Source organism: Shinella sp. S4-D37 (assembly GCF_040812195.1).
In the GTDB taxonomy this organism is placed as follows: Bacteria; Pseudomonadota; Alphaproteobacteria; order Rhizobiales; family Rhizobiaceae; genus Shinella.
In genome coordinates this window covers 1,738,935-1,762,128 of sequence record NZ_JBFNXL010000005.1, presented here as the reverse complement: position 1 = coordinate 1,762,128, position 23,194 = coordinate 1,738,935, and the positions used below count along the sequence as shown (strand labels likewise).

The window sequence follows — 23,194 nt, the reverse complement described above, 5'->3', positions numbered from 1 at the left end:
CGCAACATCCCGCCCAAAAGCATCCCGGCAAGAGAGACAGGCCATGTCCGAATTCAAATCCGATTTCCTTCGCACGCTGAAAGAGCGCGGCTTCATCCACCAGATCTCCGATGAAACCGGCCTCGACGACCTTCTCGCCAAGGAAACCGTGACGGCCTATATCGGCTTCGATCCGACCGCGCCCAGCCTGCATGCCGGCGGCCTCATCCAGATCATGCTGCTGCACTGGTTCCAGAAGACCGGCCACCGCCCGGTCTCGCTGATGGGCGGCGGCACCGGCATGGTCGGCGACCCGTCCTTCAAGGACGAGGCGCGCCAGCTGATGACGCCGGCCACGATCGACAGCAACATCGCGAGCATCAAGAAGGTCTTCTCGAACTACCTCACCTATGGCGAGGGCCCGAAGGACGCATTGATGATCAACAATGCCGACTGGCTGCTCGGCATCAACTACCTCGAATTCCTGCGCGATGTCGGCCGCCATTTCTCGGTCAACCGCATGCTCTCCTTCGACAGCGTGAAGCTGCGCCTCGAGCGCGAGCATTCGCTGTCCTTCCTCGAATTCAACTACATGATCCTGCAGGCCTACGACTTCGTCGAGCTGAGCAAGCGCTACGACGTGCGCCTGCAGATGGGCGGCTCGGACCAGTGGGGCAATATCATCAACGGCATCGACCTCGGCCACCGCATGGGCACGCCGCAGCTCTACGCGCTGACCTCGCCGCTGCTGACGACCGCGTCGGGCGCCAAGATGGGCAAGTCGCTCTCCGGCGCCGTCTGGCTCAACCCGGACATGCTGTCGGCCTATGATTTCTGGCAGTACTGGCGCAACACGGAAGACGCCGACGTCTCGCGCTTCCTCAAGCTCTACACGACGCTGCCGATGGACGAGATCGCCCGGCTCTCCGCGCTCGGCGGCGTCGAGATCAACGAGGTGAAGAAGATCCTCGCGACCGAAGTGACCGCGATGCTGCACGGCCGCGAAGCCGCCGAACAGGCCGCCGAAACCGCGCGAAAAACCTTCGAGGAGGGCGCGATCGCAGAGAACCTACCGTCGATCGAAGTCGCCACGGCTGAACTCGAAGCGGGCATCGGCCTTCTCAGCCTCGTCGTCAAGGCCGGCCTTGCCGCCTCCAACGGCGAAGCCCGCCGCCATGTGCAGGGCGGCGCGGTGCGCATCAACGACGCCGCCGTCTCCGACGAGCGCCGCCTCGTCGGCACCGCCGACGTCTCGGCCGACGGCGTCGTCAAGCTGTCGCTGGGCAAGAAGAAGCACATCCTGGTGCGCCCGGCCTGACGGAAGCTCCAGCCCCTCATCCGCCTGCCTCACTGGAATTCGAAGATGTTGCGGAAGACGCCGGGGGCGATGATCGACAGCGGGTTGATCGTCAGCTTCGGCTTGTCGAAGGGGCCGGAGAGCTTGAAGGTGATGCCGATCAGGCCGCGGTCGTTGCCGTTGCCGAGGATGATGCCGATCAGCGGCAGCTCGGCGAACAGCCGATTGAGGCCGTAGGCCGGCATGAAGGTGCCGGTCATGTCCGTATGACCGTTGGCGTCGCGCACCGTGCCCTGGAAGGTGGCGCCGACGGTTTCGCCGCGCACCACGCCGTTTTCGAGGCTGAGCGTGCCGCCGCCGGTGCGCACCTGGGCAAAGCCGCGGGAGAATTTCACGGCGCTGACGTCGATCTCGCGGCGCACCGCCTCGTTGAGGCTGCGACCGCTCTCGCCGGCCGGCGTCGAGACGAGCGAGCGCAGGCGCTCCTCCCCGACGAGCGAGAAGTTGCGCACGTCGACGGAACCGCGCCAGCCGCTGCCCGCCGTCTCGCGCAGGCGGACATTCAAAAGGCCGCCGCGCATGTGGCCGTAGATGTCGGCGAACCGGGCGATGGCGCCGGCATCGCCGCTGGTTAGCTGGATGGCGTCCGAGCCGCCATTGCTGGCAAGCTGCGCCACCACCGGCGCGCCGCCCTTCGTCACCGCCGAGAGGTCCAGGCCGGAAATGCGGCCGCCGGCCGTGCTGTAGCGGAAGGAGACATTGGAGAGCGTCTCGCCGTTGAAGCCGACGGCGCGGGCAAGATCGGCCCGCACGGTAACGCTCTGCTTCTCGCCGCCGTCGCCGCCGCTCGCGTTCTTCAGGCGCGCCAGCACGGCGCGCACGTCCGCCGCCTCGCCGTCGGCCACCACGACATAGCCGGACTTTCCGCGCTCCACCTTCAGGCGGAAGCGGTCGTCGGCCGAAAGCCGGACGGTGGAGAAAGTCGCCGCATCGAGCCGCGCGCCGCGGAAGGCGAGATTGCCCGCCACGTTGAACCCGTCGCCGGAAAAGCGGAAGTCGGACACGCGGGTGACGCCCTCTTTGCTATCCGCCGTCAGCGTGACCTTGCCGCCGATGCCCGCGCCCTTGGTCCAGCCGATCCACGGAATGGAGACCGCGGCCGCCCCGATATCCGCCTCCACCAGGCGCGGCCCGTCGCCCTCCTGCTCCAGCCGCACGTCGACCCGGCCCTCCACCACGTCCTCCAGGCCCGGCAGCAGCTTGCGGCGGTCCTTGTCGTCGAGCGTGCCGGACAGCACCGTCCTGCGCTTGAAGCCGGCTTCCTTGCCGACGGGCTCGGCCAGTTCGAGGTCGAGCGTCACCCCGTCGATATCGCCCCTCGCCTTGAGGTCGGCACGCTGCGGGTCGATGGAAAGAAGGCCGCGCAGGCCTGTCACGGTGCGCCCGGCGACCGGCTTGCCAAGATCGACGTCGTCGAGCGTGAGGGCCGCCGTCCATTGCGGCGGCGGCGGGTTGTGGGTGGCGATGACGCCGAAATGCGCCTTCACCTTCGCCGTCACATGGCCGGCGAAATCGCCCGGCGCAAAGCCGGTCGCCGGCAGGGCGCGGATCGGCCGGTAGGTCGCCAGCTCCGCAATGGCATCGGCATTGCCGGCGACGTCGATATCCATGTCCGCCATCAGCGGCTTGGTGTAGTTGTCGGGCAGCACGAAGGTGCCGCCCGTCAGCGCGACGGAGCGGCCGGAGGGGAAATAGGCGGTGCCGCCGTTGATCGTGATCTGCGTGCGCGGCCCGCGCAGGCGGAACTTCCCGGACGTATCGCGCAGCGGCGGGATTTCGCCGGCGACGTTCATGCGCGCGCCCTCGATGTCGAAGTCGATCTTCAACTCCTCCGCACCGAGATGCATCGGCACGCCCGGCAGGCGCTCGCGGCCCTCGGCAATGTAGAATTCGATGCGGCCGTTGGTGACGGTGCCGCCGAAGATGTTCTTGATCACCCAGCTGCGCGCCGGCTTGGCTATCCAGAACGGCCAGAGCTGCTTGACGGCGACCGATTCCAGCTCGCTGGCGATCATCACGAAGCTGACCTCCGGCTCCCGGTCGCTAAAGCGCATGGCGAGCGAGCCGGCGGCATTGCCCTTCTCGCTGGAGACGGCCATCTCCTCGAAGAGGAGGTTCTTCGTCTTCGGCAGATAGTAGCCGTTCACCTTGGCATCGAAGCGGATCGGCGCCTCGTCGGAATCGACGGGGCGGCTCACCGCATCGCTGAAGACGAGATCGATGGCGAACCCCTTGTCCGGCCGGTCGGAGACCCGGTCGAGGTCGATGAGGCCGCCGGTGAAGGGAAAACGCGACTGGCCGACGCTCGCGTCCTGCGAGGCGAGTTCGATCGAGCCCTTGTCGAAATTGTAGCCGACCTTCAGGGTGGACGGGCGCAGGTCGGCCGCGATGCCGTCGCCGTAGATCGAACCCGCGGCAAGCGCGACGTCGAGGCCGAGCACCGGCCGCGTGCCGTCGATCTCGCGCACGGCCTGCACCGAGACGTCCGCCGTCGTGTCGATGCCGGCATGCACGTTGCCGTAGACGTCGTTGCCGAGCAGGAATTTTCCCAGCGCCACGTTGCGGATCGAGCCCTCCAGCCCGCGCACCGCCCCGTCCGCGCCGGAGGCCGTCAGGTCGATCTCGCCCTCGGCGCCGTCCATGGTGAAATGCCCGTCGATCGACATCGTGCCGTCGTCGTCGCGGGTGAACTGAAGGCTGGCGATGGACAGCGTCAGCGGCTTGCCGCCCGGCCCCTGGAAGGTCGCGCCGAGGTCGGACACCTTGACGGTCTGCATGCCGTTCGCGTCGATCAGGTGGCTGACGCCGTCGAGCCGCTCGAAGGTGGTTTCCAGATAGTCCGGCACGTCGGAAATGCGCAGCGCCGCCAGGTCGAGCGGCTTGCTCCTGGGCAGCAGCGCGGCATTGAACATCGCCCCGTCCACGTCGAGCCGCGAGACGGCGATGCGGCCGGCGGCAAGCCCCAGCGGGTCGAGCGCGATGCCGATCGAATCCGTCCTTGCCAGTTCCTTGCCGGATTCGACCTCGACGATGCGGACGTTCTCCGCCTTCAGCGCAAATCCGTTGAAGCCGGCAAGCCGCAGCACGGTATGGTCGACGGAGGCGCGGTAGCGCGTGCCGAGCGCCTGGTTGAGGGCGGTGACGGCGCGCGCGTTCAGCGTGCTGTCGAAGAGGCCGGTCTCCACGAGGCCGATGAGCACGGCGCCGAGGAACAGGACGAGCGCGACGGTGGCGGCGACGATGCGGCAGGCGATGCCGGTGCGGCTCGCGCTGCCTGCGTGCAGGACGATGGGTTCATGCGCCTGCGCGGACGGCAGTTCGTGCAGCGGAACGATGTCCTTTCTGCGGAACACGACCTTCTCGTCGCGGAGTTCTGCCATCGCGCGCTGGTTTCCTTTGCCCCATTTCGCAGCGTTATCCCATGGAATCGCTGCCTGCCGTCCGCTCGCCGCTGGACGATTCTGCCTGCCACTATATATGCGGGAGGCCGGCTCCTTGACTCAAAAAGCCGGCCAAAGAAAGGAAATCCCATGGCAGAACTGGCCCCGGGCGCCATCGCCCCGGACTTCACCCTTCCGCGTGACGGCGGCGGCACCATTTCGCTCTCCGCCTTGCGCGGCCGGCCCGTCGTCCTCTTCTTCTACCCGAAGGATGACACGGAAGGCTGCACGACGGAAGCGAAGGATTTCACCGCCGCGAAGGCGGATTTCGAGGCGGCCGGCGTCGCCCTCGTCGGCCTTTCGCCCGATCCCGTGAAGAAGCACGACAGGTTCGTCGCAAAGCACGCGCTCGCCGTGCCGCTCGCCTCCGACGAGAGCCTTGAGACGCTGGAAGCCTATGGCGTCTGGAAGGAAAAGAGCATGTACGGCCGCACCTATATGGGCGTCGAGCGCACGACCATGCTCGTCGATGCCGAAGGCAGGATCGCCGAGATCTGGCCGAAGGTGAAGGTCAAGGGCCATGTCGATGCCGTGCTCGAAGCGGCGAAAAAGCTTTAAGAACCGAAGGCAATATATTGGAATGACGGAATTACCGCACATCGAAAGCCTTCGCGGCGGCACCACGGCGGCCATCAGCGCCGCCGATCTCGACCTGAAGACGGCGCTGGCGCAGGAGACGGCGCGCCGCTGGTTCGCCCGCACGCTCTCGATGCGCTCGCCGCGCGACCCAGCCCTGCCGGCGCGGCCCGGCCGGCCGGAAAGACCGGAGCTCATTCCACCGAAGCACATGGAGAAGCGCTCGCTGCACACGCTGAAGGGCCGCATCGCGCTTCTGCATGCGCTCGCCCATATCGAGCTCAACGCCGTCGATCTCGCGCTCGACATCGTCGCGCGCTTCACCACGGAGCGCGTGCCGCATTCCTTCTTCGACGGCTGGATGCAGGTGGCCTTCGAGGAGGCCAAGCATTTCCGGCTCATCCGCGACCGCCTGCGCGATCTCGGCGCCGACTACGGCGACCTGCCGGCCCATGACGGGCTCTGGCAGGCCGCCCATGACACGCGCAACGACCTGACCGCCCGCCTTGCCGTCGTGCCGCTCATCCTGGAGGCGCGCGGGCTGGATGTGACGCCGGCCCTGCAGGCCAAGATGCGCGAGACCGGGGACGATGCCAGCGCCGACATCCTCGACATCATCTACAACGACGAGAAGGGCCATGTGGCGGTGGGGGCGAAATGGTTCCGCTTCCTGTGCGCCCGCGAGAAGAAGGACCCGTCGGCCACCTTCAAGGACCTCGTTCGCACGAATTTCCGCGGGCCGCTGAAGCCGCCGTTCAACGACGTGGCGCGCGCCGAGGCCGGCCTTACGCCTTCCTTCTACCGTTCCCTCGTTTCCGTCAGCCAGAGCTGATATTCTCGGCCCGCAACCCTTCCGTGAAAGGCTTTGTTAACCCTAACGATGTGTAATTCCCGGCATGAGACCTTGAGAATCGGCCGGGGAGCAGATCGTGGCGGAGCGTCCTGAAAACCGCGTCTTCGGAAAGCGTGCGCAGCAGCATGTGGTGATTCTCGCGAGCGGCGACAGGATTCGCCACATGACCGTCCGCCCGTGGATGGTCGCCGTCACCTTCTGCTTTGCCGGCATGTTCACCGTCGGCTATCTTGCCGCCACCTCCTATCTCGTGCTGCGCGACGACCTGATCGGCGCCACCATGGCGCGCCAGGCTCGCATGCAGCACGACTACGAGGACCGCATCTCCGCGCTGCGCGCGCAGGTCGATCGCGTCACCAGCCGCCAGCTGCTCGACCAGCAGGTCGTGGAGGAGAAGGTCGAGAAGCTGATGCAGCAGCAGCTCGCCCTCTCGGCCCGCCACGGCAAGCTCGACGCACTGCTGAACCGCGCCGAGAACGCCGGCGCCGCCCCCCTCACCGACGAGACGCCCGCCGTGGACGGACGCCGGGCCGATGCGGCCGGCGCCATCGACGCCATCATGGGCGGGGCCGGCGGCACGCCGAAGAAGACGGCAGCGCTTGCCTATGCCGCCACAGGCGAATCGGTCGCCGACCGCGCCGACCGGCTCTTCTCCAAGGTCACGCTCTCGCTGAAGGACCTCGAACACGACCAGATCGACCGCATCCAGTCGCTGACGGCGGGCGCCTCCGAGACCGCCGACGCCATCCGGACCATCCTGCGCCGCACGGGCTTCGACGTCACCGTGGAGGCCGCGGATGACGATTCGGAGACGGCGATCGGCGGCCCGTTCGTCGAACCGGTCGACGTCACCGATCCGTTCGAGGCATCGATCAACGATCTCGACACGGCGCTCGACCGCCTCGACACGGCACGCCGCACCGCGCGTAAACTGCCCTTCGGCAACCCCTCGCCCGCCAGCAGCATCACCAGCCGTTTCGGCAACCGCACCGACCCGTTCCTCGGCCGCCTCGCGCTGCATGCCGGCATCGACTTCCGCGCCCGCACGGGCACGCGGATCGGCGCAACCGGCGCGGGCACGGTCGTCGTCGCCGGGCGCAACGGCGGCTACGGCAACATGGTGGAGATCGATCACGGCAACGGCCTGACGACGCGCTACGCCCACCTTTCCCGCGTCCTCGTCAAGGTCGGCCAGCGTGTGGAGGCGACGACGCCCATCGGGCTTTCCGGCACGACGGGCCGCTCCACCGGCCCCCATCTCCACTACGAAGTGCGCCGCAACGGCAAGGCGCTCGACCCCATGCGGTTCCTCACCGCCGGCATGAAACTGACGACCTATATGGATTGACGTACCGCAAAACGAAGCGCCTCCCCGCGGCAAAAATACCGGCCATCGGCTTCAAATCGCTGGCCGATTTACCAAATTCGCTGATTTCCTTGACTTTCCGGCACTTTCGGCATATCTGCGCTGCATCCTCGCGGCGATCGGCCGCTGAAACCCATTGCGTTCGCAAGAACCGGAACGGAAACTGTTTTCCCTTTGACCACTTTTGCTGATCTTGGCCTGAGCCCGAAAGTCCTGTCCGCCGTCACCGACGCGGGGTACACGATCCCGACCCCGATCCAGGCCGGCGCCATTCCGCCGGCGCTCGCGCGGCGCGACATCCTCGGCATCGCCCAGACGGGCACCGGCAAGACCGCCTCCTTCGTGCTGCCGATGCTGACGCTGCTCGAAAAGGGCCGTGCCCGCGCCCGCATGCCGCGCACGCTCATCCTGGAGCCGACGCGCGAGCTTGCCGCCCAGGTTGCGGAAAACTTCGAGAAATACGGCAAGAACCACAAGCTGAACGTCGCCCTCCTCATCGGCGGCGTCTCCTTCGACGAGCAGGACCGCAAGCTGGAGCGCGGCGCGGACGTTCTGATCTGCACCCCCGGCCGCCTGCTCGACCATTGCGAGCGCGGCAAGCTGCTGATGACCGGCGTCGAGATCCTCGTCATCGACGAAGCCGACCGCATGCTCGACATGGGCTTCATCCCCGATATCGAGCGCATCGCCAAGCTCATTCCCTTCACGCGCCAGACGCTGTTCTTCTCGGCCACCATGCCGCCGGAAATCCAGAAGCTCGCCGACCGCTTCCTGCAGAACCCGGAGCGCGTCGAAGTCTCGGTCCGCTCCTCAACCGCGACGACCGTGACGCAGCGCCTCGTCGCCACGCACAGCAAGGATTACGAGAAGCGCGCGACGCTGCGCGACCTCATCCGCGCCCAGGAAGACCTGAAGAACGCCATCATCTTCTGCAACCGCAAGGTCGACGTTGCCGATCTCTTCCGCTCGCTCGACCGCCACGGCTTCTCCGTCGGCGCGCTGCACGGCGACATGGACCAGCGGGCCCGCACGACGATGCTGGCCAACTTCAAGGAAAACAAGCTCACCCTTCTCGTGGCATCCGACGTCGCGGCCCGCGGCCTCGACATTCCGGATGTGAGCCACGTCTTCAACTTCGACGTCCCGATCCATGCCGAGGACTATGTCCACCGCATCGGCCGCACCGGCCGTGCCGGCCGCTCGGGCGCCGCCTTCACCCTGGTATCCAAGCGCGACGGGAAGTTCCTCGACGCCATCGAAAAGCTGATCGATCAGAAGATCGAATGGCTGAGCGGCGGCATCGAAGACCTGCCGCCGCAGGCCGAGAGCGAGGAGCGCGAGCGTCCCCGCGGCGGCCGCGATCGGGGCGGTCGTGACCGCGACCGCGATCGTTCCCGTGGCCGCAAGGGCGAACCCCGCGCAACCGAAACGCGCATCGAGACCAGCGAGAGCGAAGAGAAGGTGGAAGCCGTGAAAGCTGAACGCAAGGCGGAAGGGCGGCCGCAGAATCCCGCTCGCAATCCGCGTGCCGCAAACCATGCCGCACCGCGTCCGGCCAATGACGACAGCCGCGATCGCCGCAGCCGTTACCGCCGCGACGACGATGACGGCCCGACGCCGCTCGGTTTCGGCGACGAGGTTCCGGCCTTCATGCTGATCGCCGGCAAGGCCTGATCTTCCGGAATGTCCATTCCAGGCATCGATGTGCCAGGCCTCGGTTGCGGCCTGGCGATTTTGCGTGAGGGCAAGCTCCTGCTCTACCGGCGCCTGCGCGCGCCGGAAGCGGGCGCATGGAACATCGTCGGCGGCAAGATCGACCATATGGAGCGTGCCGTGGATTCCGCCCGCCGGGAGGCGGAGGAGGAATCGGGTCTGACCATCGGCGCCGTCGATTTCCTGTGCATTTCCGAGCAGATCATCGCGGACGAACGCCAGCACTGGCTGTCGCTCGTCTATGTGACGGAGGATTTCTCCGGCGAGCCGCGCGTCATGGAGCCGGAAAAGCTGCCGGAATTCGGCTGGTTTTCCCTCGACGCCCTGCCCGCACCGCTCTCGCGCTTCGCCGCCGATGCGGTGAAAGCCTTGCGGAAATGATCAGAACCGGGCCGTCGCGCCGATGATGAAGGTGCGGCCGCGGCCGTTCTTGACGCCGCCGTAATTGTCCATCAGGCCGGAATTCGCCTTCATGTAGCTCTTGTCGAAGACGTTCTCGACATTGAGGAAGACTTTTGCATTCTCGTTGATCTGCCAGGAGGCATGCGCGTCGAACAGCGTATAGGCATCGACGTCGAAGGCCATGTCCTGGTTGATATAGGCCTGGCTGCTCTTGCCGACATATCGCATCCGGCCGCCGACCGTCAGCGTTTCGTCCAGGAAGCGCATGCCGGCGTCGATGGTCAGGAAATCGTCCGGCAGTTGCCCCGTATCGCTGCCGACGCCGGCGGCGGCGCCTTCCGGCTGGTCGGTGTCGGCGAGCGTCAGCGAGAAGCCGGCATAGTAGCGGCCGGCATCGTAGCCGCCCTCCACTTCCAGCCCCTTCATCACCGTCGTGCCGGTCACGTTGACCCAGCGCGCCGCCCCGTCCGTGTCGATGTCGTAGGTGATGTAGTCGCGGATGCGGTTGTGGAAGTAGCCGCCTTCAGCCAGGCGGAATCGCCCGGCGTCAGAAGGTCGACCGCCGTCATGTTGACGCCGAATTCCCAGCCGCGGCTCTTTTCCGGCATGAGGTTCGGGTTGTTGTTGACCGGATCCGAGGAGCCGTCGAAGCTGTGGCCGCCGGGATAGAACATCTCGGCCGCCGTCGGCGGGCGGGCGGTATGGGCATAGGTCACGTAGGGCTGCAGCCATTCGAGCGGGCGGGCGGAAAGCGTGACCTTGGGGTTGAGGTCGCCGCCGTCGCGCGACAGCGTCTCCATCGGGCACGGATCGCCGCCGGCAGCGCAGCCGTTGGTGCCGGGCGCGTCGTAGCCGCTGATGCCTTCGAGCGACCAGTAGTCGTAACGCAGGCCCCCGGTAAGGTCGAAGATGCCGTGCGAGAGCGTCGCCTCGCTGAAGACGCCCGCCTTCACCAGCGTCCCGTCCGGATTGGCGCCGCGCTTGGCGTTGCCTTCGTAGCGGTCGCGGCTGTAGGCGCCGCCATAGGTGAGCTTCAGTTCCGTTCCCTCGCCGAGATCGAAGCGCATGCGGTTGGAAATGTCGAAGCCGGTCGTCGTGTTGGTGCCCTTGCGGCCGTCGAACGTGCTGACATTGCCGTTGGTGCCGTCGAATTCGAGGTCGGTGATGTTGAGATAGGCGTTGATCGACAGGTCGATCAGGTCGTTGCCGGGCTGGTAGCGGTATTTCGCCGTATAGGTCTGGTTCTCGACGATCCAGTTGTAGCCGGAACTGCCGGGCAGGAACTCGTTGCTGTACCAGATGCCGCCGAGCGACAGGGTGTGATCGGAATTCGGCGACAGGTTGACCTTGAAGAGGCCCGATTTCGGATGCTGGTCGCCGGCATTCGGGTAGAGGGCGCCGTCGCCGTTCTCGTAGGGGCTTTTCTTCGTGTCGCTGAGCGCGCCGACGATGCCGATCTCGCCCTCGCCCATCTTCGCGCGCACGGCGCCGCTGACGAGGCGCGAATAGTCGAAGCCGTTGGTGCCGGCGCGCACCGAGGTCATCGCGCCGTAATCCCTGCCGGGCAACAGCACGTCGTCGACGTCGAGCGTGCGGAAATTCGCCGCCCCCGCCAGCGTCCCCATGCCCTCGGCGCCGGAGACCGCGCCGCGCGTCACGTCGACGCCGACCAGCATGTTCTGCTCGACATAGAGCAGGCTGTCGAAGGTGCCGCCGTGGCCGGAAAGGTTGTTGAAGGTCTGCGGCACGCCGTCGATCATGCTGTTGACGCGGCCCATGCCCTGCATGCCGCGGATGTTGACGGTGATGCCCGGCTGGTCCGCCGGCTCGCGCGTGAACGTGCCCGGCGCCGAGCGCAACACCTGCATCACGTCGCCGGCATAGCGCTCCTGGATCTTCTCGCGGTCGGCGGTCGAGACGCCGGCCGGAACGTCGGCGACGCCCTCGCCGTTGCCGTCGCCTTCCACGTTGATCTGCTGGAGGTTGGTCACCGTCGCATCCTGTGCGATCGCGGGGCCGGCGGTGGCCATCGGCGCAAGCGCCATGGCCGTACCGGCAAGAAGCGTAAACGCGTGGAAACGAACGTTTTTCATGGAGACCTCACCGCACCCTGCCACACGCGATCTGACGCGCGGACCGTCCGGTAATGGACAACATGATAAAATAAGTCAAGTTTAAATGCGGCGCTTTCCGGGCATCGTCATTTCGCCCGCAGCGCCGCCTCATAGGCCCGGCGCACCCAGAGCGCCATGAGGTCGGGATCGTCGAAGGCCTCGTCGGGAACGGACCAGTAGGGCATCTTCACCGGCTTGCCGCCCTTGCCGTCATAGGCCCATTGCCGGCAGCCGGCGGCCGAAAAATCCGGCGCGCTGACCGCATCGGCCTTGAAGAGGATCTCGTCATGGACTTCCAGCGCCAGGATGCGGCCCTGGTGGTAGATGCCCTTGCCGCCGAACATGCGCTTGATCGTCACCGGTCCCAGCGCCTGGAACATCTCCTCGATCGCATCCCGATCCATGGTCTACCCTTTCAAAACCCCGCCGGCGGCCAGCACCGCCTCCGGCGTGTCGACATCGACATGCGCCGCCGCGCCGATCTCCACGTCGATGATGTCGAGCCCGGCGCTCTCGACGATATGGCGCGCGCCGACATCGCCTTCAAGCTGCAGGATCGCGGCGAAGGTGCTGCGCGGCAGCACGACGGGATTGCCGCGCTTGCCGCCGGAGACGGCCCGCACGATGGCATGGCCGCCGGCCGCGGCGAAGGCGTCGAGCAGCCGGCGCACATCCTCGCCCGTGACATGCGGCATGTCGGCCAGCATGACGACGACGCCGTCGCAGCCCGGGCCGAGCGTTGAGACGCCCGCCCGCAGCGAGGTGGACATGCCCTGTGCATGATCGGGATTGCGCACGAGATCGACCCGAAGGCCGGAAAGCTCAGCCTCCACCTCCTCCGCCCTATGTCCCGTCACCACCAGCACGCGCGCCGGCCGCGCGGCCAGCGCCGCCTCGGTCGAGCGACGGACAAGCGCCTTGCCGTCGAAGGCGGCGAGCAGCTTGTGGCTGCCGTTCATGCGGCTGGCGCGGCCGGCGGCGAGCACCAGGGCGGTGACGGAAAGCGGCCGTTCCGCCGCGCGGACATCGCGCGGCTGCGGCCGGCTCGGGATTTCGGCGAGAAGGCCGCCGACGCCCATGCCGGTGATCTCGGCGGGGCCGGGCGTTTCGCCGGCAAGGATGCGGGCGAGGATCCAGTCGAAGCCGTTCTCCTTGGGGCTGCGCGCGCAGCCTGGTGCGCCGATGACCGGCACCGTGCCGAGGCGCCCGAGGACCAGGAGGTTGCCGGGATCGACCGGCATGCCGACATGCTCGACCACGCCGCCGGCCGCCCTTATGGCTGCGGGGATGACGTCGTTGCCGTCGGTGATGGCGGAGGCACCGAAGACGAGCACGAGGTCGTTGCCGGCCGCCGCATCGCGGATCGCCTCGGCGACGCCGGAGGCCTGATGCGGCACCCGCACCTCCCCGGTCAGATGGCTGCCGGAAGGGTGAAGGCGCTGCTCGACGAGCCGGCGCGTCTTGTCCATCACGGAGGGTTTCAGGGTCGGCAGTACCGTCGCCACAAGCCCGACGCGGCGGGGCACGAACGGCTTGACCTCCAGCACCTGGCCGCAGGCCATCACCGCCGCCGCCTTGCGCGCGAGATCGCCGGCGACGGCCAGCGGAATGATCTTGATCGTCGCCACCATGTCGCCGGTCGTCACGCTTGCATGGTCCGGCAGGGTGGCGATGGTGATGGCCGGGTCGATCCGGTTGAACCGGTCGATGGCCGCCCGGTCGGCGACGAAGAGGCCGTTGGCGGCGGCATGCAGGTTGATGCGGCCGGTGGCGGGCGAGGTGAAGGTCAGGTGATCCGGCGGGATCGCCCCGGCGATCAGCGCCGCCGCCGCGTCCTCGTCGAGATCGCCGGCTTCCAGACGCACGGCGACGACGGTCGCGACCCCGGCGGCCAGCAGCCCGTCGCAATCCGCCTGGCTCATCACATGGCCCTTGCGCAGCGACAGGCCCTCGATGCGCACGCCATGCGCCAGCCGCGCGCCCTGTGCCTCCGATACCGGAACCTCCCCGAAGATCATGGCCCGGCCCCGATGAGCGGCCGGCGGCGCAGATGCGCCACGATATCGGCGAGGATGGCGACGGCGATTTCCGCGGGGCTCGCCGCGCCGATATCGAGGCCGATGGGCGCCGAGATGCGGGCGATCTCCGCCTCCCCGTGCCCAAGCGCCGCCAGGCGCTCGACGCGTTTGGCATGGGTCTTCCGGCTGCCAAGCGCGCCGATATAGAAACAGCCGGTGGCAAGCGCCTGCGACAGCGGAAAGTCGTCGATCTTCGGATCGTGCGTGACGGCGACGAGGGCGGTATAGGCATCGAGCGGCCGCGCTTTCAGCACATCCTCCGGCCAGTCGGCGACGAGGTCGATGCCGGCAAAGCGTTCTTCCGTCGCAAAGGCCGTGCGCGGGTCGATGACGGTGATGTCGAAGCCGGCGATCTTCGCCATCCGCGCCAGCGCCTGGCTGATATGGACCGCGCCGATGACGACGATGCGGGCGGGCGGCAAGTGGACGTTGAGGAAGAATTTTCGATCCTCGCCCTCCACAAGGCCGGACCGGCCGGAGCGCAAGGCGCGCGCGATCGCCTCGCCGAGCGGGCCGTCGACCGGTTCGCCCTCGCGGATCACCCGGTCGCGGCCTTCGCCGAGATCGGTGAGGTGGATGACGGCGCGGCGGGCGGCGCGCGCTCGGTTCAACTCGCGCAGGAGAGAAAGATCCATCAGCCGACGCGCTCCACATAGACCCGGATGCGCCCGCCGCAGGAGAGCCCGACGCGCCAGGCCGTCTCGTCGGCGACGCCGAATTCCAGGAGTCGGGCCACGCCGCCCGAAATCACCTCCATCGCCTCGCCGATCACCGCCCCCTCGACGCAGCCGCCGGAGACCGAGCCGTGGAAATTGCCCTCGCCGTCGATCACCAGATGGCTGCCGACCGGGCGCGGCGCCGACCCCCAGGTCTCGACGACCGTGGCGAGCGCCACGCTGCGCCCGTCGTCCATCCAGCGTTCCGCGATGGCCAGCGGATCGAGCACGTCGTTGGTCTCCATTCTCCCCTCCTCATGCCGCCGGCAGGAAACGCCGCGGGTCGCCGGCGCCGCGCGGCGCCTCGCCGGAAAGCGCCGCCACCAGGTCGGCCATTGCCTCCAGATTGTGCACCGGCCGCAAGTCGTCGACATGCGGCAGCATCGCCCGCACCCCGCGCGCCCGCGCCTCGAACCCCTCGAAGCGCAGCAGCGGGTTGAGCCAGACGAGCCGCCGGCAGGAGCGGTGCAGCCGGTCCATCTCCTTTTCGAGGAGGTCGATGCCCTCGCGCTCCAACCCGTCGGTGATGAGCAGCACGACGGCGCCCTGCCCCAGCACGCGGCGCGACCACAACCGGTTGAATTCCTTCAGCGTCTCGCCGATGCGCGTGCCGCCGGACCAGTCGCTGACCGACCGGCTGCACGCCTCCACCGCGATATCGGGATCGCGGTGGCGCATCTGGCGCGTGACGTTGCTGAGCCGCGTGCCGAACAGGAAGGCGTGCAGGCGGCGGCGGTGCTCGCCGAGCGCATGCAGGAAATGCAGGAAGATGCGCGTGTACTGGCTCATCGAGCCCGAAATGTCGGCCAGCACCACCAGCGGCGGATGCACCGTCTTCGGCTCCCTGTGGCGCGGCAGGATCAGCGCGCCGCCGGTGCGCATGGCGTGGCGCATGGTGGCGCGCGCGTCGATCGCCGCCGGCCGGGTGGACCGGCGGAAGCGGCGCGTGCGCACCTCGTCGAGCGGCAGAACGAGGCCGGCGATGGCGCGCTTGGCGGCGGCAAGCTCGGCCGCGGACATCTGCGCGAAATCCGTCTTGCGCAGCATCTCGCTGCCGGAGGCGGTGAAGCGGGCGTCGATCTCGATATCCGGCTCCTCGCGCGGCGGGCGCTCGTCCTGCCGGCCGCCGAACAGCGCGTCGGAAACGCGCGTGTCGCCCGCCTTGCGCTTTTCGCGCTCCTCCTCGCGCCGCACCACCGGCGACATCATCGCGATCATCTTGCCGACGAGATCGCGCGAGCGCCAGAACAGCCGGAACGCCTCGTCGAAGACCGCATCGTCCTCATGCCGCTTGACCAGCGTCGCATGCAGCGCAGTATAGAACGCCTCGCGCTCGCCGATGCCGATGGCCCGCACCGCCTCGATGGCGTCCGTCACCGCCGCCGGTCCGATGCGCAGGCCCGCCTTGCGCAGCACGCGGGCAAAGAACACGATATTGTCGGCAAGCCGCCCTTCGAAGGCCACGCCTGCCAGGCTGTTGTCCGCCGCCGCCCTCATCGCTCAGCCCGCCGCCGCCAGATCGGCCTTCACGCCGTCCAGCAACCTGCGCCCTTCCCCGCCCTCGATGCGGGCGATGTCGTCCTGGTATTTGAGCAGCGTGCCCAGCGTGTCGGACACGGTCTCCGGGTCGAGCGCGACGCGGTCGAGTTCGGTGAGCGCGCTCGCCCAGTCGATGGTTTCGGCAACGCCCGGGTTCTTGAAGAGATCGAGCGCGCGCAGCTTCTGCACATAGGCGACGACCTCCCGCGAGAGCGCCGCATTGCAGCCCGGCACCTTGCGGCGGATGATCTCCAATTCCTGCGCGGCGGCGGGATAATCGACCCAGTGGTAGAGACAGCGGCGCTTCAGCGCGTCGTGCACCTCGCGCGTGCGGTTCGTCGTGATGATGACGATGGGCGGCTCTGCGGCGCGGATGGTGCCGAGTTCGGGCACCGTCACCTGGAAATCGGACAGCACTTCGAGGAGGAAGGCCTCGAAGGCCTCGTCGGTGCGGTCCAGTTCGTCGATCAGGAAGACCGGCGCCCGGCCGCCCGGCGAGGAGAGCGCCTGCAGCACGGGGCGGCGGATGAGATAGCGCTCGGAGAAGATATCGGCCTCGATGCGGCCGCGATCCGTGGTGCCGGCGGCCTCGGCAAGGCGGATCTCCAGCATCTGCGCCGGATAGTTCCACTCGTAGACCGCCGAGGAGATGTCGAGGCCCTCGTAGCATTGCAGGCGGATCAGCGGACGGTCGAGCGCGCCGGCCAGCACCTTGGCGATCTCCGTCTTGCCGACGCCGGCCTCGCCCTCCAGGAAGAGCGGCCGCTTCATGCGCAGCGCAAGGAACAGGACGGTCGCCAGCGACCGTCCGGCGAGGTAGTTGCCCGCCGCCAGCATGTCCACGGTCTCGTCGATGGATTGCGGGATGTTTCCGCGTTGATGGGCCACGCCGTTCCTCCGTCTGGAAGAACGAACTTATAGCGTGCGATAGCCCCGGTCCATATAGAGAAGGGCCTGACCGTGCTCGCCGAAGGAGACGCCCATCACCTCGCCGATCAGCAGCATGTGCGTCGCCATGACCTTGAGTTCGACGAGCCGGCAATCGAAGGCGGCCATCGCCGTCTTCAACACGGGCGCGCCCGTCACCAGTTCCTGCCAGTCGCCAAGGGCGAAGCGCTGCTCGGCCGTCAGCGACGGATCGCGGCCGGAAAATGCGTTGGCAAGGTCGACCTGGTCGGCCGAGAGCGTGTTCAGCGCGAAGTTGCCGCTCCGGGAGAAGATCGCGTTCTTCGGGTTGGAGGCGTTGACGCAGGCGAGCACCATGGCCGGGTTGTCCGACAGCGAGCAGGCGGCGGTGATCGTCACGCCGCGCTTCTCGCCGGCATGCGCCGTCGTCACGATCTGCACATGGCCGGCATAGCGGCTCATCGCATCCCGATAGAGCGACGGGTCCAGCATCAATCTGTCCAACACGGCATTCTCCTTCACACAGGAGATACATGGCGAAAATGACGCAAAATGTAACCCCCGTTGCCGAATTTTCCTGTCCTGCCGGAGACGAGGCGGGATTTGCGGCCATATTTCTCTTTGACGCTGCCGGCCCGATCCTTACAAAGAGCGTCATCGCGACCGATGGATTGAGAATGAGAACCGCTTTCCTTGCCAGCCTGCTCGGCGCCTCCCTGTTCGCCACCTTGCCCGCGGGCGCGGCAGGCCTCACCTTCGCCGTGGTCGCGCCGACCGAAGGGCCGCTCGCCATTCTCGGCCAGCAGGTGCGCGACGGCGCACGCTTTGCCGCGCAGGCGAACGGCGACACGGTGGTGGAAATTCCCGAGGCCTGTGACGAGAGCGACGGGGCGGCGATAAGCAAGGCGATCCTGGCGGCGGACGCCGTCGCCGCGGTCGGTTTCCTCTGCACGGAGGGGCTTGCGGCCGCCCTGCCCGCCCTTGCCGAGGCGAAGGTGCCGGCGGTCACGCTTTCCGTGCGCTCGGGCATCCTCATGGAGGATGCGCTGAAGAAGAACTGGCCGCTCTTCCGCCTCGCCCCCGGCCCGAAGGCGGAGGCCGACAAGGCGGTCGAGGTCATCGTCCGGGACTGGAAGGCAGAGCCCTTCGCCCTCATCGACGACGGCACGATCCATGCCCGCGAACTGGTCGAGACGATCCGGCTGCGGCTGGAGGAGGTCGGCATGAAGGCCGCCTTCGTCGATACCTATCGCCCGGCGCAGGAACAGCAGCTCACCCTCGTGCGCCGCCTCGCCCAGACGGGCGTCACCCGCGTCTTCGTCGGCGGCGACCGGACGGATATCGCGGTGATCGCCCGAGATGCGAAGGGGGAAAAGCTGGCGCTGGCGTTTCTCGGCGGCGAGGCGCTGATGGGCGCCGACCCGCTCGCGCCGATGACCGACGGCGTCGCGGCGATCGCGCTGCCGGACTACCCGGCCCTGCCGGAGGGCAAGGCCGTGGCGGCGGCGATGAAGGAGCAGGGCATTTTCGCGGAAGGCTACGTGCTGCCCGCCCATGCGGCCGTCACCGCGCTTGCGACGGCGGCCGGCCGGGGCGGCGACCTTGCGGCCGCGCTTTCGGGGACGCCTTTCGCAACCGCGATCGGCACCGTCGCCTTCGGGGCCGATCACGAACTTGCCGAAAACCCTTATCGCCTGCTCGTCTGGCGCGCCGGCGCCTTCGTGCCGGCGGAGACAGAATGATGCGGCCCGGCCCGAACAACCGCCTGACGGACGTCGCCGGGCTTCTGGTCGGCAACGCCACGGATCACCGCCTGCGCTCCGGCGTCACCGTCGTCCTGTGCGAGGAGCCGGCGACGGCCGCCGTGCAGGTGCTCGGCGGCGCGCCGGGCACGCGCGAGACCGATCTCCTCGAACCGCACAACACCGTCGAGGCCGTCGATGCGCTGGTCCTGTCCGGCGGCTCGGCCTTCGGGCTCGATGCGGCATCGGGCGTGCAGGCGGGCCTTCGCGAAATCGGGCGCGGCTTTGTCGTCGGCCCGCATCGCGTGCCGATCGTGCCGGCCGCCATCCTCTTCGACCTGATGAACGGCGGCGACAAGGACTGGGGCCGCTATCCGCCCTATCGCGAACTCGGCCATGCGGCGCTTGCCGACGCGGCCGCGGATTTTTCCACCGGCAGCGCCGGCGCCGGCACCGGCGCGCTGACGGCGACGTTCAAGGGCGGGCTCGGCACGGCCTCCAGCGTGGTCGAGGGCGGCTTCACCGTCGGCGCGCTTGTCGCAGTCAATGCGCTCGGCTCCGCCACCGTCGGCGACACCCGGCATTTCTGGGCGGCACCCTTCGAGGAGGGCGACGAATTCGGCGGGCTCGGCCTGCCCTTCCCTTTCCCGGCGGATGCCCGCACGCCGCGCACGAAACTGTCGCTCCGGCCGAGCGGCACGGAGAACACGACGATCGCCGTCGTCGCCACCGACGCCGTCCTCACCAAGGCAGAGGCCAAGCGGCTGGCGATCGCCGCGCATGACGGTTTCGCCCGCGCCCTCTGGCCGGCCCATACACCGCTCGACGGCGACCTCGTCTTCGCATTGGCAACCGGCCGACGCGGCCGCCGGCCGGCACCGGAAGACTTCATCATGCTCTGCGCCGCGGCAGCCGCCACCATGGCCCGGGCCATCGCCCGCGGCGTGCACGATGCGACGCCGATGCCCGGCGATGTATTACCGGCGTGGGCGCTGCGCTGATTCGGCCGTTGTCCGCTCCTGCCGGGAATGGTATGGCGACGCCAAATCCCTTCCTCACGGAGCCTGACATGACCCTCCCCATCCGGATCGCGCCCTCCATCCTCGCCGCCGACTATGCGAAACTCGGCCAGGAAGTGCGCGACGTCGTTGCGGCCGGGGCGGACTGGATCCATCTCGACATCATGGACGGCCATTTCGTGCCGAACATCTCCTTCGGCCCCGACGTCATCAAGGCGCTGCGCCCGCATACCGACGCCTTCTTCGACTGCCACCTGATGATCGCGCCGGCCGATCCCTATCTGGAAGCCTTCGCCAAGGCCGGCTGCGACGGCATCACCGTGCATGCCGAGGCAGGCCCCCATCTCGACCGCTCGCTGCAGGCGATCCGCGCGCTCGGCAAGCGCGCCGGCGTGTCGATCAACCCGGCCACCTCGGAAAGCGTGCTCGACTACCTGCTCGACAAGATCGATCTGATCCTCGTCATGACGGTCAATCCCGGCTTCGGCGGCCAGAAGTTCATTCCCGCCATGCAGGAAAAACTGCGCCGCGTGCGCAAGATGGTCGGCGACCGGCCGATCGATATCCAGGTCGACGGCGGCATCGCGGTCGACACCATCGCGATGCCCGCCGCGGCCGGCGCCAATGTCTTCGTCGCCGGCTCGGCCATCTTCGGCGGCGGCCATGTTGACGCCTATCGCAAAACCATCGACACTCTGCGCAGCAATGCGGAGGGCGCGCGGGGGTGAGGATTTTCCGGAAAGCGGCGAGCGCGCTCGCGGCCGTCCTGCTGACGACGTCGGGGGCGACGGCCGGTGATTTCTCCGCCTTCCAGTCGCTCGGCTTCTCGCCCGACGGCAAGGTCTATGCCTTCGAGGAATTCGGCGTCCAGGACGGTTCGGGCTTTCCCTATTCCACCGTCTATTTCATCGACACCGAGAAGGACGCCTATCTCCCCGGCACGCCGATCCGCGTGCGCATCGACGACGAGGCGGCGGACATCGCGAAGGCCCGCGCGCAAAGCCGCGACAAGGCCAAGGCGCTCATCGAGACGCACAGGGTATTCTCCCATCCCGGCGTCCTTTCCGCCTTCAACCCGATGGGCGAGGTCGGCGCCGACAGGGGCCGCATCGAATACCTGCAACACGCCGTCGAGCCGGTGCCGGGCGGCAGCTTCGCCCTGGCGCTGGAGGAGATCCCGCTTCCGCTCTCCGACACATGCCGCGACATCACGCCGGAGGGCGGCAAGGGGTTTCGCCTGAAACTCGTCAGGCGCGACGGCGCGGCAGTCGATACCGTCGTGCATGAGGATACGCGCGTGCCCGAAAGCCGCGCCTGCCCGCTCTCCTACCAGCTTTCCGGCGCGCTGACCTTCCATCCGCGCGAGGGCGGGCCGGTCCATGTCGCGCTCGTCCTGGTGCGCAGCTTCGGCTTCGAGGGCAGCGACGGGCGCTGGATCGCCCTGCCCTTCCGGCCCTGACGGTGGAGTTGGTCGCGGCAGGACGAGGCGGACCCGAGGCTGCAAGGCTTCGGCCGTCGATGCCGGTCTTCCCTTCGCTGCCGGTCTATCTCGGCGGCGCCCTCGGCTGGGGCGTGCTGATGGCCGCGGGCGCCTTCCTGGCGCTGCGCCTGCAGGGGCGCGCGGAAAACTTTCAGCTCGTGCGGATCCTCGCGGTTTACTTTGCCGGCGGCCTTGCCACCTGGCCTCTCGCCCTGCCGCTGGCGCGGATCCTCACTCGCCGCCGGCCGTTCGAAACTCGTTTCGCCGCCCATTTCGCGCTGCTCAGCCTCGGCACCATCGCCGTGACGGCCTTCTTCTTCGCCCTCGACTACCGGCTGTTCTACGCGCAATGGCACCATGCGCCCGGCACGCGCATCTGGCTCTACCAGTTCGTCTTCACCATTGCCGGGGCCGTCTATCAGTTCCTCGTCATGGGGCTCAGCCTCTATCTGCCGGTCGGATTGCCCGTCGTTGCAGGCACCAGCCTGTGGCTCTCCCGATCCATACGTTGAGCTTGCCGGCCATCTTTGCTAAAGCGGCGGCAACTCCCACACTGCCAAGGAAAGCCAAGAGCCGATGATCCCTCGCTATTCCCGACCGGACATGGTCGCCATCTGGTCGCCCGAAACGAAGTTCCGCATCTGGTTCGAGATCGAAGCCTATGCCTGCGACGCGCTCGCCGAGCTCGGCGTCATCCCGAAATCGGCCGCCGAGACGATCTGGGAGAAGGGCGGCAAGGCCGAGTTCGACGTCGCCCGCATCGACGAGATCGAGGCCGTCACCAAGCATGACGTCATCGCCTTCCTGACGCACCTTGCCGAATTCGTCGGCCCGGACAGCCGCTTCGTGCACCAGGGCATGACGTCCTCCGACGTGCTCGACACGACCTTCAACATCCAGCTCGTGCGCGCCGCCGATATCCTGCTTTCCGGCATGGACCGCGTGCTCGCGGCGCTGAAGACCCGCGCCTTCGAGCACAAGGATACGATCCGCATCGGCCGCAGCCACGGCATCCACGCCGAGCCGACAACGATGGGCCTGACGCTCGCCCGCTTCTATGCCGAGATGGATCGGGGCCGCGCCCGCCTCGTCGCCGCCCGCGCGGAAATCGCCACCGGCGCGATCTCCGGCGCCGTCGGCACCTTCGCCAATATCGATCCGCGCGTCGAGGAACATGTCTGCGCCAAGCTCGGCCTCGTGCCGGAGCCCGTCTCCACGCAGGTCATCCCGCGCGACCGCCACGCCATGTTCTTCGCCACGCTCGGCGTCATCGCCTCGTCCATCGAGAACGTCGCCATCGAGATCCGCCACATGCAGCGCACGGAAGTGCTGGAGGCGGAAGAATTCTTCTCGCCGGGCCAGAAGGGCTCGTCCGCCATGCCGCACAAGCGCAACCCGGTGCTGACGGAAAACCTGACGGGCCTCGCCCGCCTCGTGCGCATGGCCGTCACCCCCGCCATGGAGAACGTGGCGCTCTGGCACGAGCGCGACATATCCCATTCCAGCGTCGAGCGCGGCATCGGCCCGGACACGACGATCACCCTCGACTTCGCGCTGAACCGGCTTGCCGGCGTCATCGAGAAGCTGGTGATCTACCCCGACAACATGATGAAGAATCTCAACAAGTTCCGCGGGCTCGTTCATTCGCAGCGCGTCCTGCTTGCCCTTACGCAAGCCGGCGTCTCGCGCGAGGATTCCTATCGTCTCGTGCAGCGCAACGCCATGAAGGTCTGGGAACAGGGCAAGGACTTCCTGGAGGAACTGCTGGCCGACGCGGAGGTGCGCGCCGCGCTCTCCGAGGAGCAGATCCGCGAGAAATTCGACCTCGGCTACCACATCAAGCATGTCGACACGATCTTCCGCCGGGTCTTCGGCACGGTATAGGCGAAACCGGCCGGCGAAGACGCTTCGCCG

At 67.7% G+C, this 23,194-nt stretch carries 22 protein-coding genes; 12 read left to right on the top strand and 10 right to left on the bottom strand.

Features of this window, described 5'->3' with window-relative positions:
• Nucleotides 1–43: 43 nt before the first annotated feature.
• Nucleotides 44–1,297 carry a tyrosine--tRNA ligase gene (gene tyrS / locus AB3G45_RS15950; protein WP_367831504.1) on the top strand — a complete coding sequence of 418 codons (1,254 nt, stop codon included), beginning with the start codon at nucleotides 44–46 and terminating at the stop codon, nucleotides 1,295–1,297.
• A gap of 29 nt (nucleotides 1,298–1,326) precedes the next feature.
• Here tyrS and AB3G45_RS15945 read toward each other — a convergent pair whose 3' ends face one another.
• The gene (locus AB3G45_RS15945; RefSeq protein ID WP_367831503.1) at nucleotides 1,327–4,716 is read right to left on the bottom strand and encodes an AsmA-like C-terminal region-containing protein; all 3,390 of its coding nucleotides are present in this window, start codon (nucleotides 4,714–4,716) and stop codon (nucleotides 1,327–1,329) included.
• 150 nt (nucleotides 4,717–4,866) lie between these two features.
• On the opposite strand from AB3G45_RS15945, the gene AB3G45_RS15940 reads away from it, so the two are divergent.
• The 5 genes from AB3G45_RS15940 (at nucleotide 4,867) to AB3G45_RS15920 (ending at nucleotide 9,665) form a co-directional block, all read left to right on the top strand.
• Nucleotides 4,867–5,334, top strand: coding sequence for a peroxiredoxin (locus AB3G45_RS15940; RefSeq protein WP_367831502.1), 468 nt, complete (start codon nucleotides 4,867–4,869; stop codon nucleotides 5,332–5,334).
• 22 nt (nucleotides 5,335–5,356) lie between these two features.
• A complete protein-coding gene (locus AB3G45_RS15935) occupies nucleotides 5,357–6,184 on the top strand; it encodes a ferritin-like domain-containing protein (protein ID WP_367831501.1) in 828 nt (275 codons plus the stop codon).
• A 97-nt stretch (nucleotides 6,185–6,281) separates the two neighbouring features.
• Nucleotides 6,282–7,553, top strand: coding sequence for a M23 family metallopeptidase (locus AB3G45_RS15930; protein ID WP_367831500.1), 1,272 nt, complete (start codon nucleotides 6,282–6,284; stop codon nucleotides 7,551–7,553).
• A 192-nt stretch (nucleotides 7,554–7,745) separates the two neighbouring features.
• Nucleotides 7,746–9,245, top strand: a complete 1,500-nt coding sequence (locus AB3G45_RS15925; protein WP_367831499.1) for a DEAD/DEAH box helicase — start codon at nucleotides 7,746–7,748, stop codon at nucleotides 9,243–9,245.
• 9 nt (nucleotides 9,246–9,254) lie between these two features.
• A complete protein-coding gene (locus tag AB3G45_RS15920) occupies nucleotides 9,255–9,665 on the top strand; it encodes an NUDIX domain-containing protein (protein WP_367831498.1) in 411 nt (136 codons plus the stop codon).
• Here the strand turns inward: AB3G45_RS15920 and AB3G45_RS15915 are convergent, their stop codons facing one another.
• From AB3G45_RS15915 to AB3G45_RS15875, 9 genes are all read right to left on the bottom strand, one after another.
• Nucleotides 9,666–10,175, bottom strand: a complete 510-nt coding sequence (locus AB3G45_RS15915; RefSeq protein ID WP_367833597.1) for a TonB-dependent receptor — start codon at nucleotides 10,173–10,175, stop codon at nucleotides 9,666–9,668. It abuts the gene before it with no gap.
• The gene (locus tag AB3G45_RS15910; RefSeq protein ID WP_367831497.1) at nucleotides 10,127–11,779 is read right to left on the bottom strand and encodes a TonB-dependent receptor; all 1,653 of its coding nucleotides are present in this window, start codon (nucleotides 11,777–11,779) and stop codon (nucleotides 10,127–10,129) included. The genes AB3G45_RS15915 and AB3G45_RS15910 overlap by 49 nt, the downstream gene beginning before the upstream one ends.
• Before the next feature lie 107 nt (nucleotides 11,780–11,886).
• Nucleotides 11,887–12,204 (bottom strand): TfoX/Sxy family protein, encoded by a 318-nt coding sequence (locus AB3G45_RS15905; protein ID WP_367831496.1) that lies wholly within the window; start codon nucleotides 12,202–12,204, stop codon nucleotides 11,887–11,889.
• A gap of 3 nt (nucleotides 12,205–12,207) precedes the next feature.
• Nucleotides 12,208–13,818: an NTP transferase domain-containing protein gene (locus AB3G45_RS15900; RefSeq protein WP_367831495.1), complete on the bottom strand. Its 1,611-nt coding sequence runs from the start codon at nucleotides 13,816–13,818 to the stop codon at nucleotides 12,208–12,210.
• Complete coding sequence (locus tag AB3G45_RS15895) at nucleotides 13,815–14,513, bottom strand: XdhC family protein (RefSeq protein ID WP_367831494.1); 699 nt, start codon at nucleotides 14,511–14,513, stop codon at nucleotides 13,815–13,817. The genes AB3G45_RS15900 and AB3G45_RS15895 overlap by 4 nt, the downstream gene beginning before the upstream one ends.
• Complete coding sequence (locus AB3G45_RS15890) at nucleotides 14,513–14,839, bottom strand: XdhC family protein (protein WP_367831493.1); 327 nt, start codon at nucleotides 14,837–14,839, stop codon at nucleotides 14,513–14,515. The genes AB3G45_RS15895 and AB3G45_RS15890 overlap by 1 nt, the downstream gene beginning before the upstream one ends.
• Nucleotides 14,840–14,849: 10 nt before the next feature.
• A complete protein-coding gene (locus AB3G45_RS15885) occupies nucleotides 14,850–16,091 on the bottom strand; it encodes a VWA domain-containing protein (RefSeq protein WP_367831492.1) in 1,242 nt (413 codons plus the stop codon).
• Between the two features lie 3 nt (nucleotides 16,092–16,094).
• Nucleotides 16,095–17,021 (bottom strand): AAA family ATPase, encoded by a 927-nt coding sequence (locus tag AB3G45_RS15880; RefSeq protein WP_367831491.1) that lies wholly within the window; start codon nucleotides 17,019–17,021, stop codon nucleotides 16,095–16,097.
• A 27-nt stretch (nucleotides 17,022–17,048) separates the two neighbouring features.
• A complete protein-coding gene (locus AB3G45_RS15875) occupies nucleotides 17,049–17,531 on the bottom strand; it encodes a flavin reductase family protein (protein WP_367833596.1) in 483 nt (160 codons plus the stop codon).
• A 185-nt stretch (nucleotides 17,532–17,716) separates the two neighbouring features.
• Here AB3G45_RS15875 and AB3G45_RS15870 point away from each other — a divergent pair, with 185 nt between their 5' ends.
• The 6 genes from AB3G45_RS15870 to purB all read left to right on the top strand — a co-directional run bounded on the left by AB3G45_RS15870 (nucleotide 17,717) and on the right by purB (nucleotide 23,164).
• Nucleotides 17,717–18,781, top strand: a complete 1,065-nt coding sequence (locus AB3G45_RS15870; protein WP_367831490.1) for an ABC transporter substrate-binding protein — start codon at nucleotides 17,717–17,719, stop codon at nucleotides 18,779–18,781.
• Nucleotides 18,778–19,782 (top strand): P1 family peptidase, encoded by a 1,005-nt coding sequence (locus AB3G45_RS15865; RefSeq protein WP_367831489.1) that lies wholly within the window; start codon nucleotides 18,778–18,780, stop codon nucleotides 19,780–19,782. The genes AB3G45_RS15870 and AB3G45_RS15865 overlap by 4 nt, the downstream gene beginning before the upstream one ends.
• A 68-nt stretch (nucleotides 19,783–19,850) precedes the next feature.
• Nucleotides 19,851–20,528: a ribulose-phosphate 3-epimerase gene (rpe, locus tag AB3G45_RS15860; protein WP_367831488.1), complete on the top strand. Its 678-nt coding sequence runs from the start codon at nucleotides 19,851–19,853 to the stop codon at nucleotides 20,526–20,528.
• The gene (locus AB3G45_RS15855; RefSeq protein WP_367831487.1) at nucleotides 20,525–21,259 is read left to right on the top strand and encodes a DUF2259 domain-containing protein; all 735 of its coding nucleotides are present in this window, start codon (nucleotides 20,525–20,527) and stop codon (nucleotides 21,257–21,259) included. Before rpe ends, AB3G45_RS15855 begins: the two co-directional genes overlap by 4 nt.
• Nucleotides 21,260–21,318: 59 nt before the next feature.
• Nucleotides 21,319–21,792, top strand: coding sequence for a hypothetical protein (locus tag AB3G45_RS15850; RefSeq protein WP_367831486.1), 474 nt, complete (start codon nucleotides 21,319–21,321; stop codon nucleotides 21,790–21,792).
• Nucleotides 21,793–21,856: 64 nt separating this feature from the next.
• Nucleotides 21,857–23,164, top strand: coding sequence for an adenylosuccinate lyase (gene purB / locus AB3G45_RS15845; RefSeq protein WP_367831485.1), 1,308 nt, complete (start codon nucleotides 21,857–21,859; stop codon nucleotides 23,162–23,164).
• Nucleotides 23,165–23,194 lie beyond the last annotated feature (30 nt).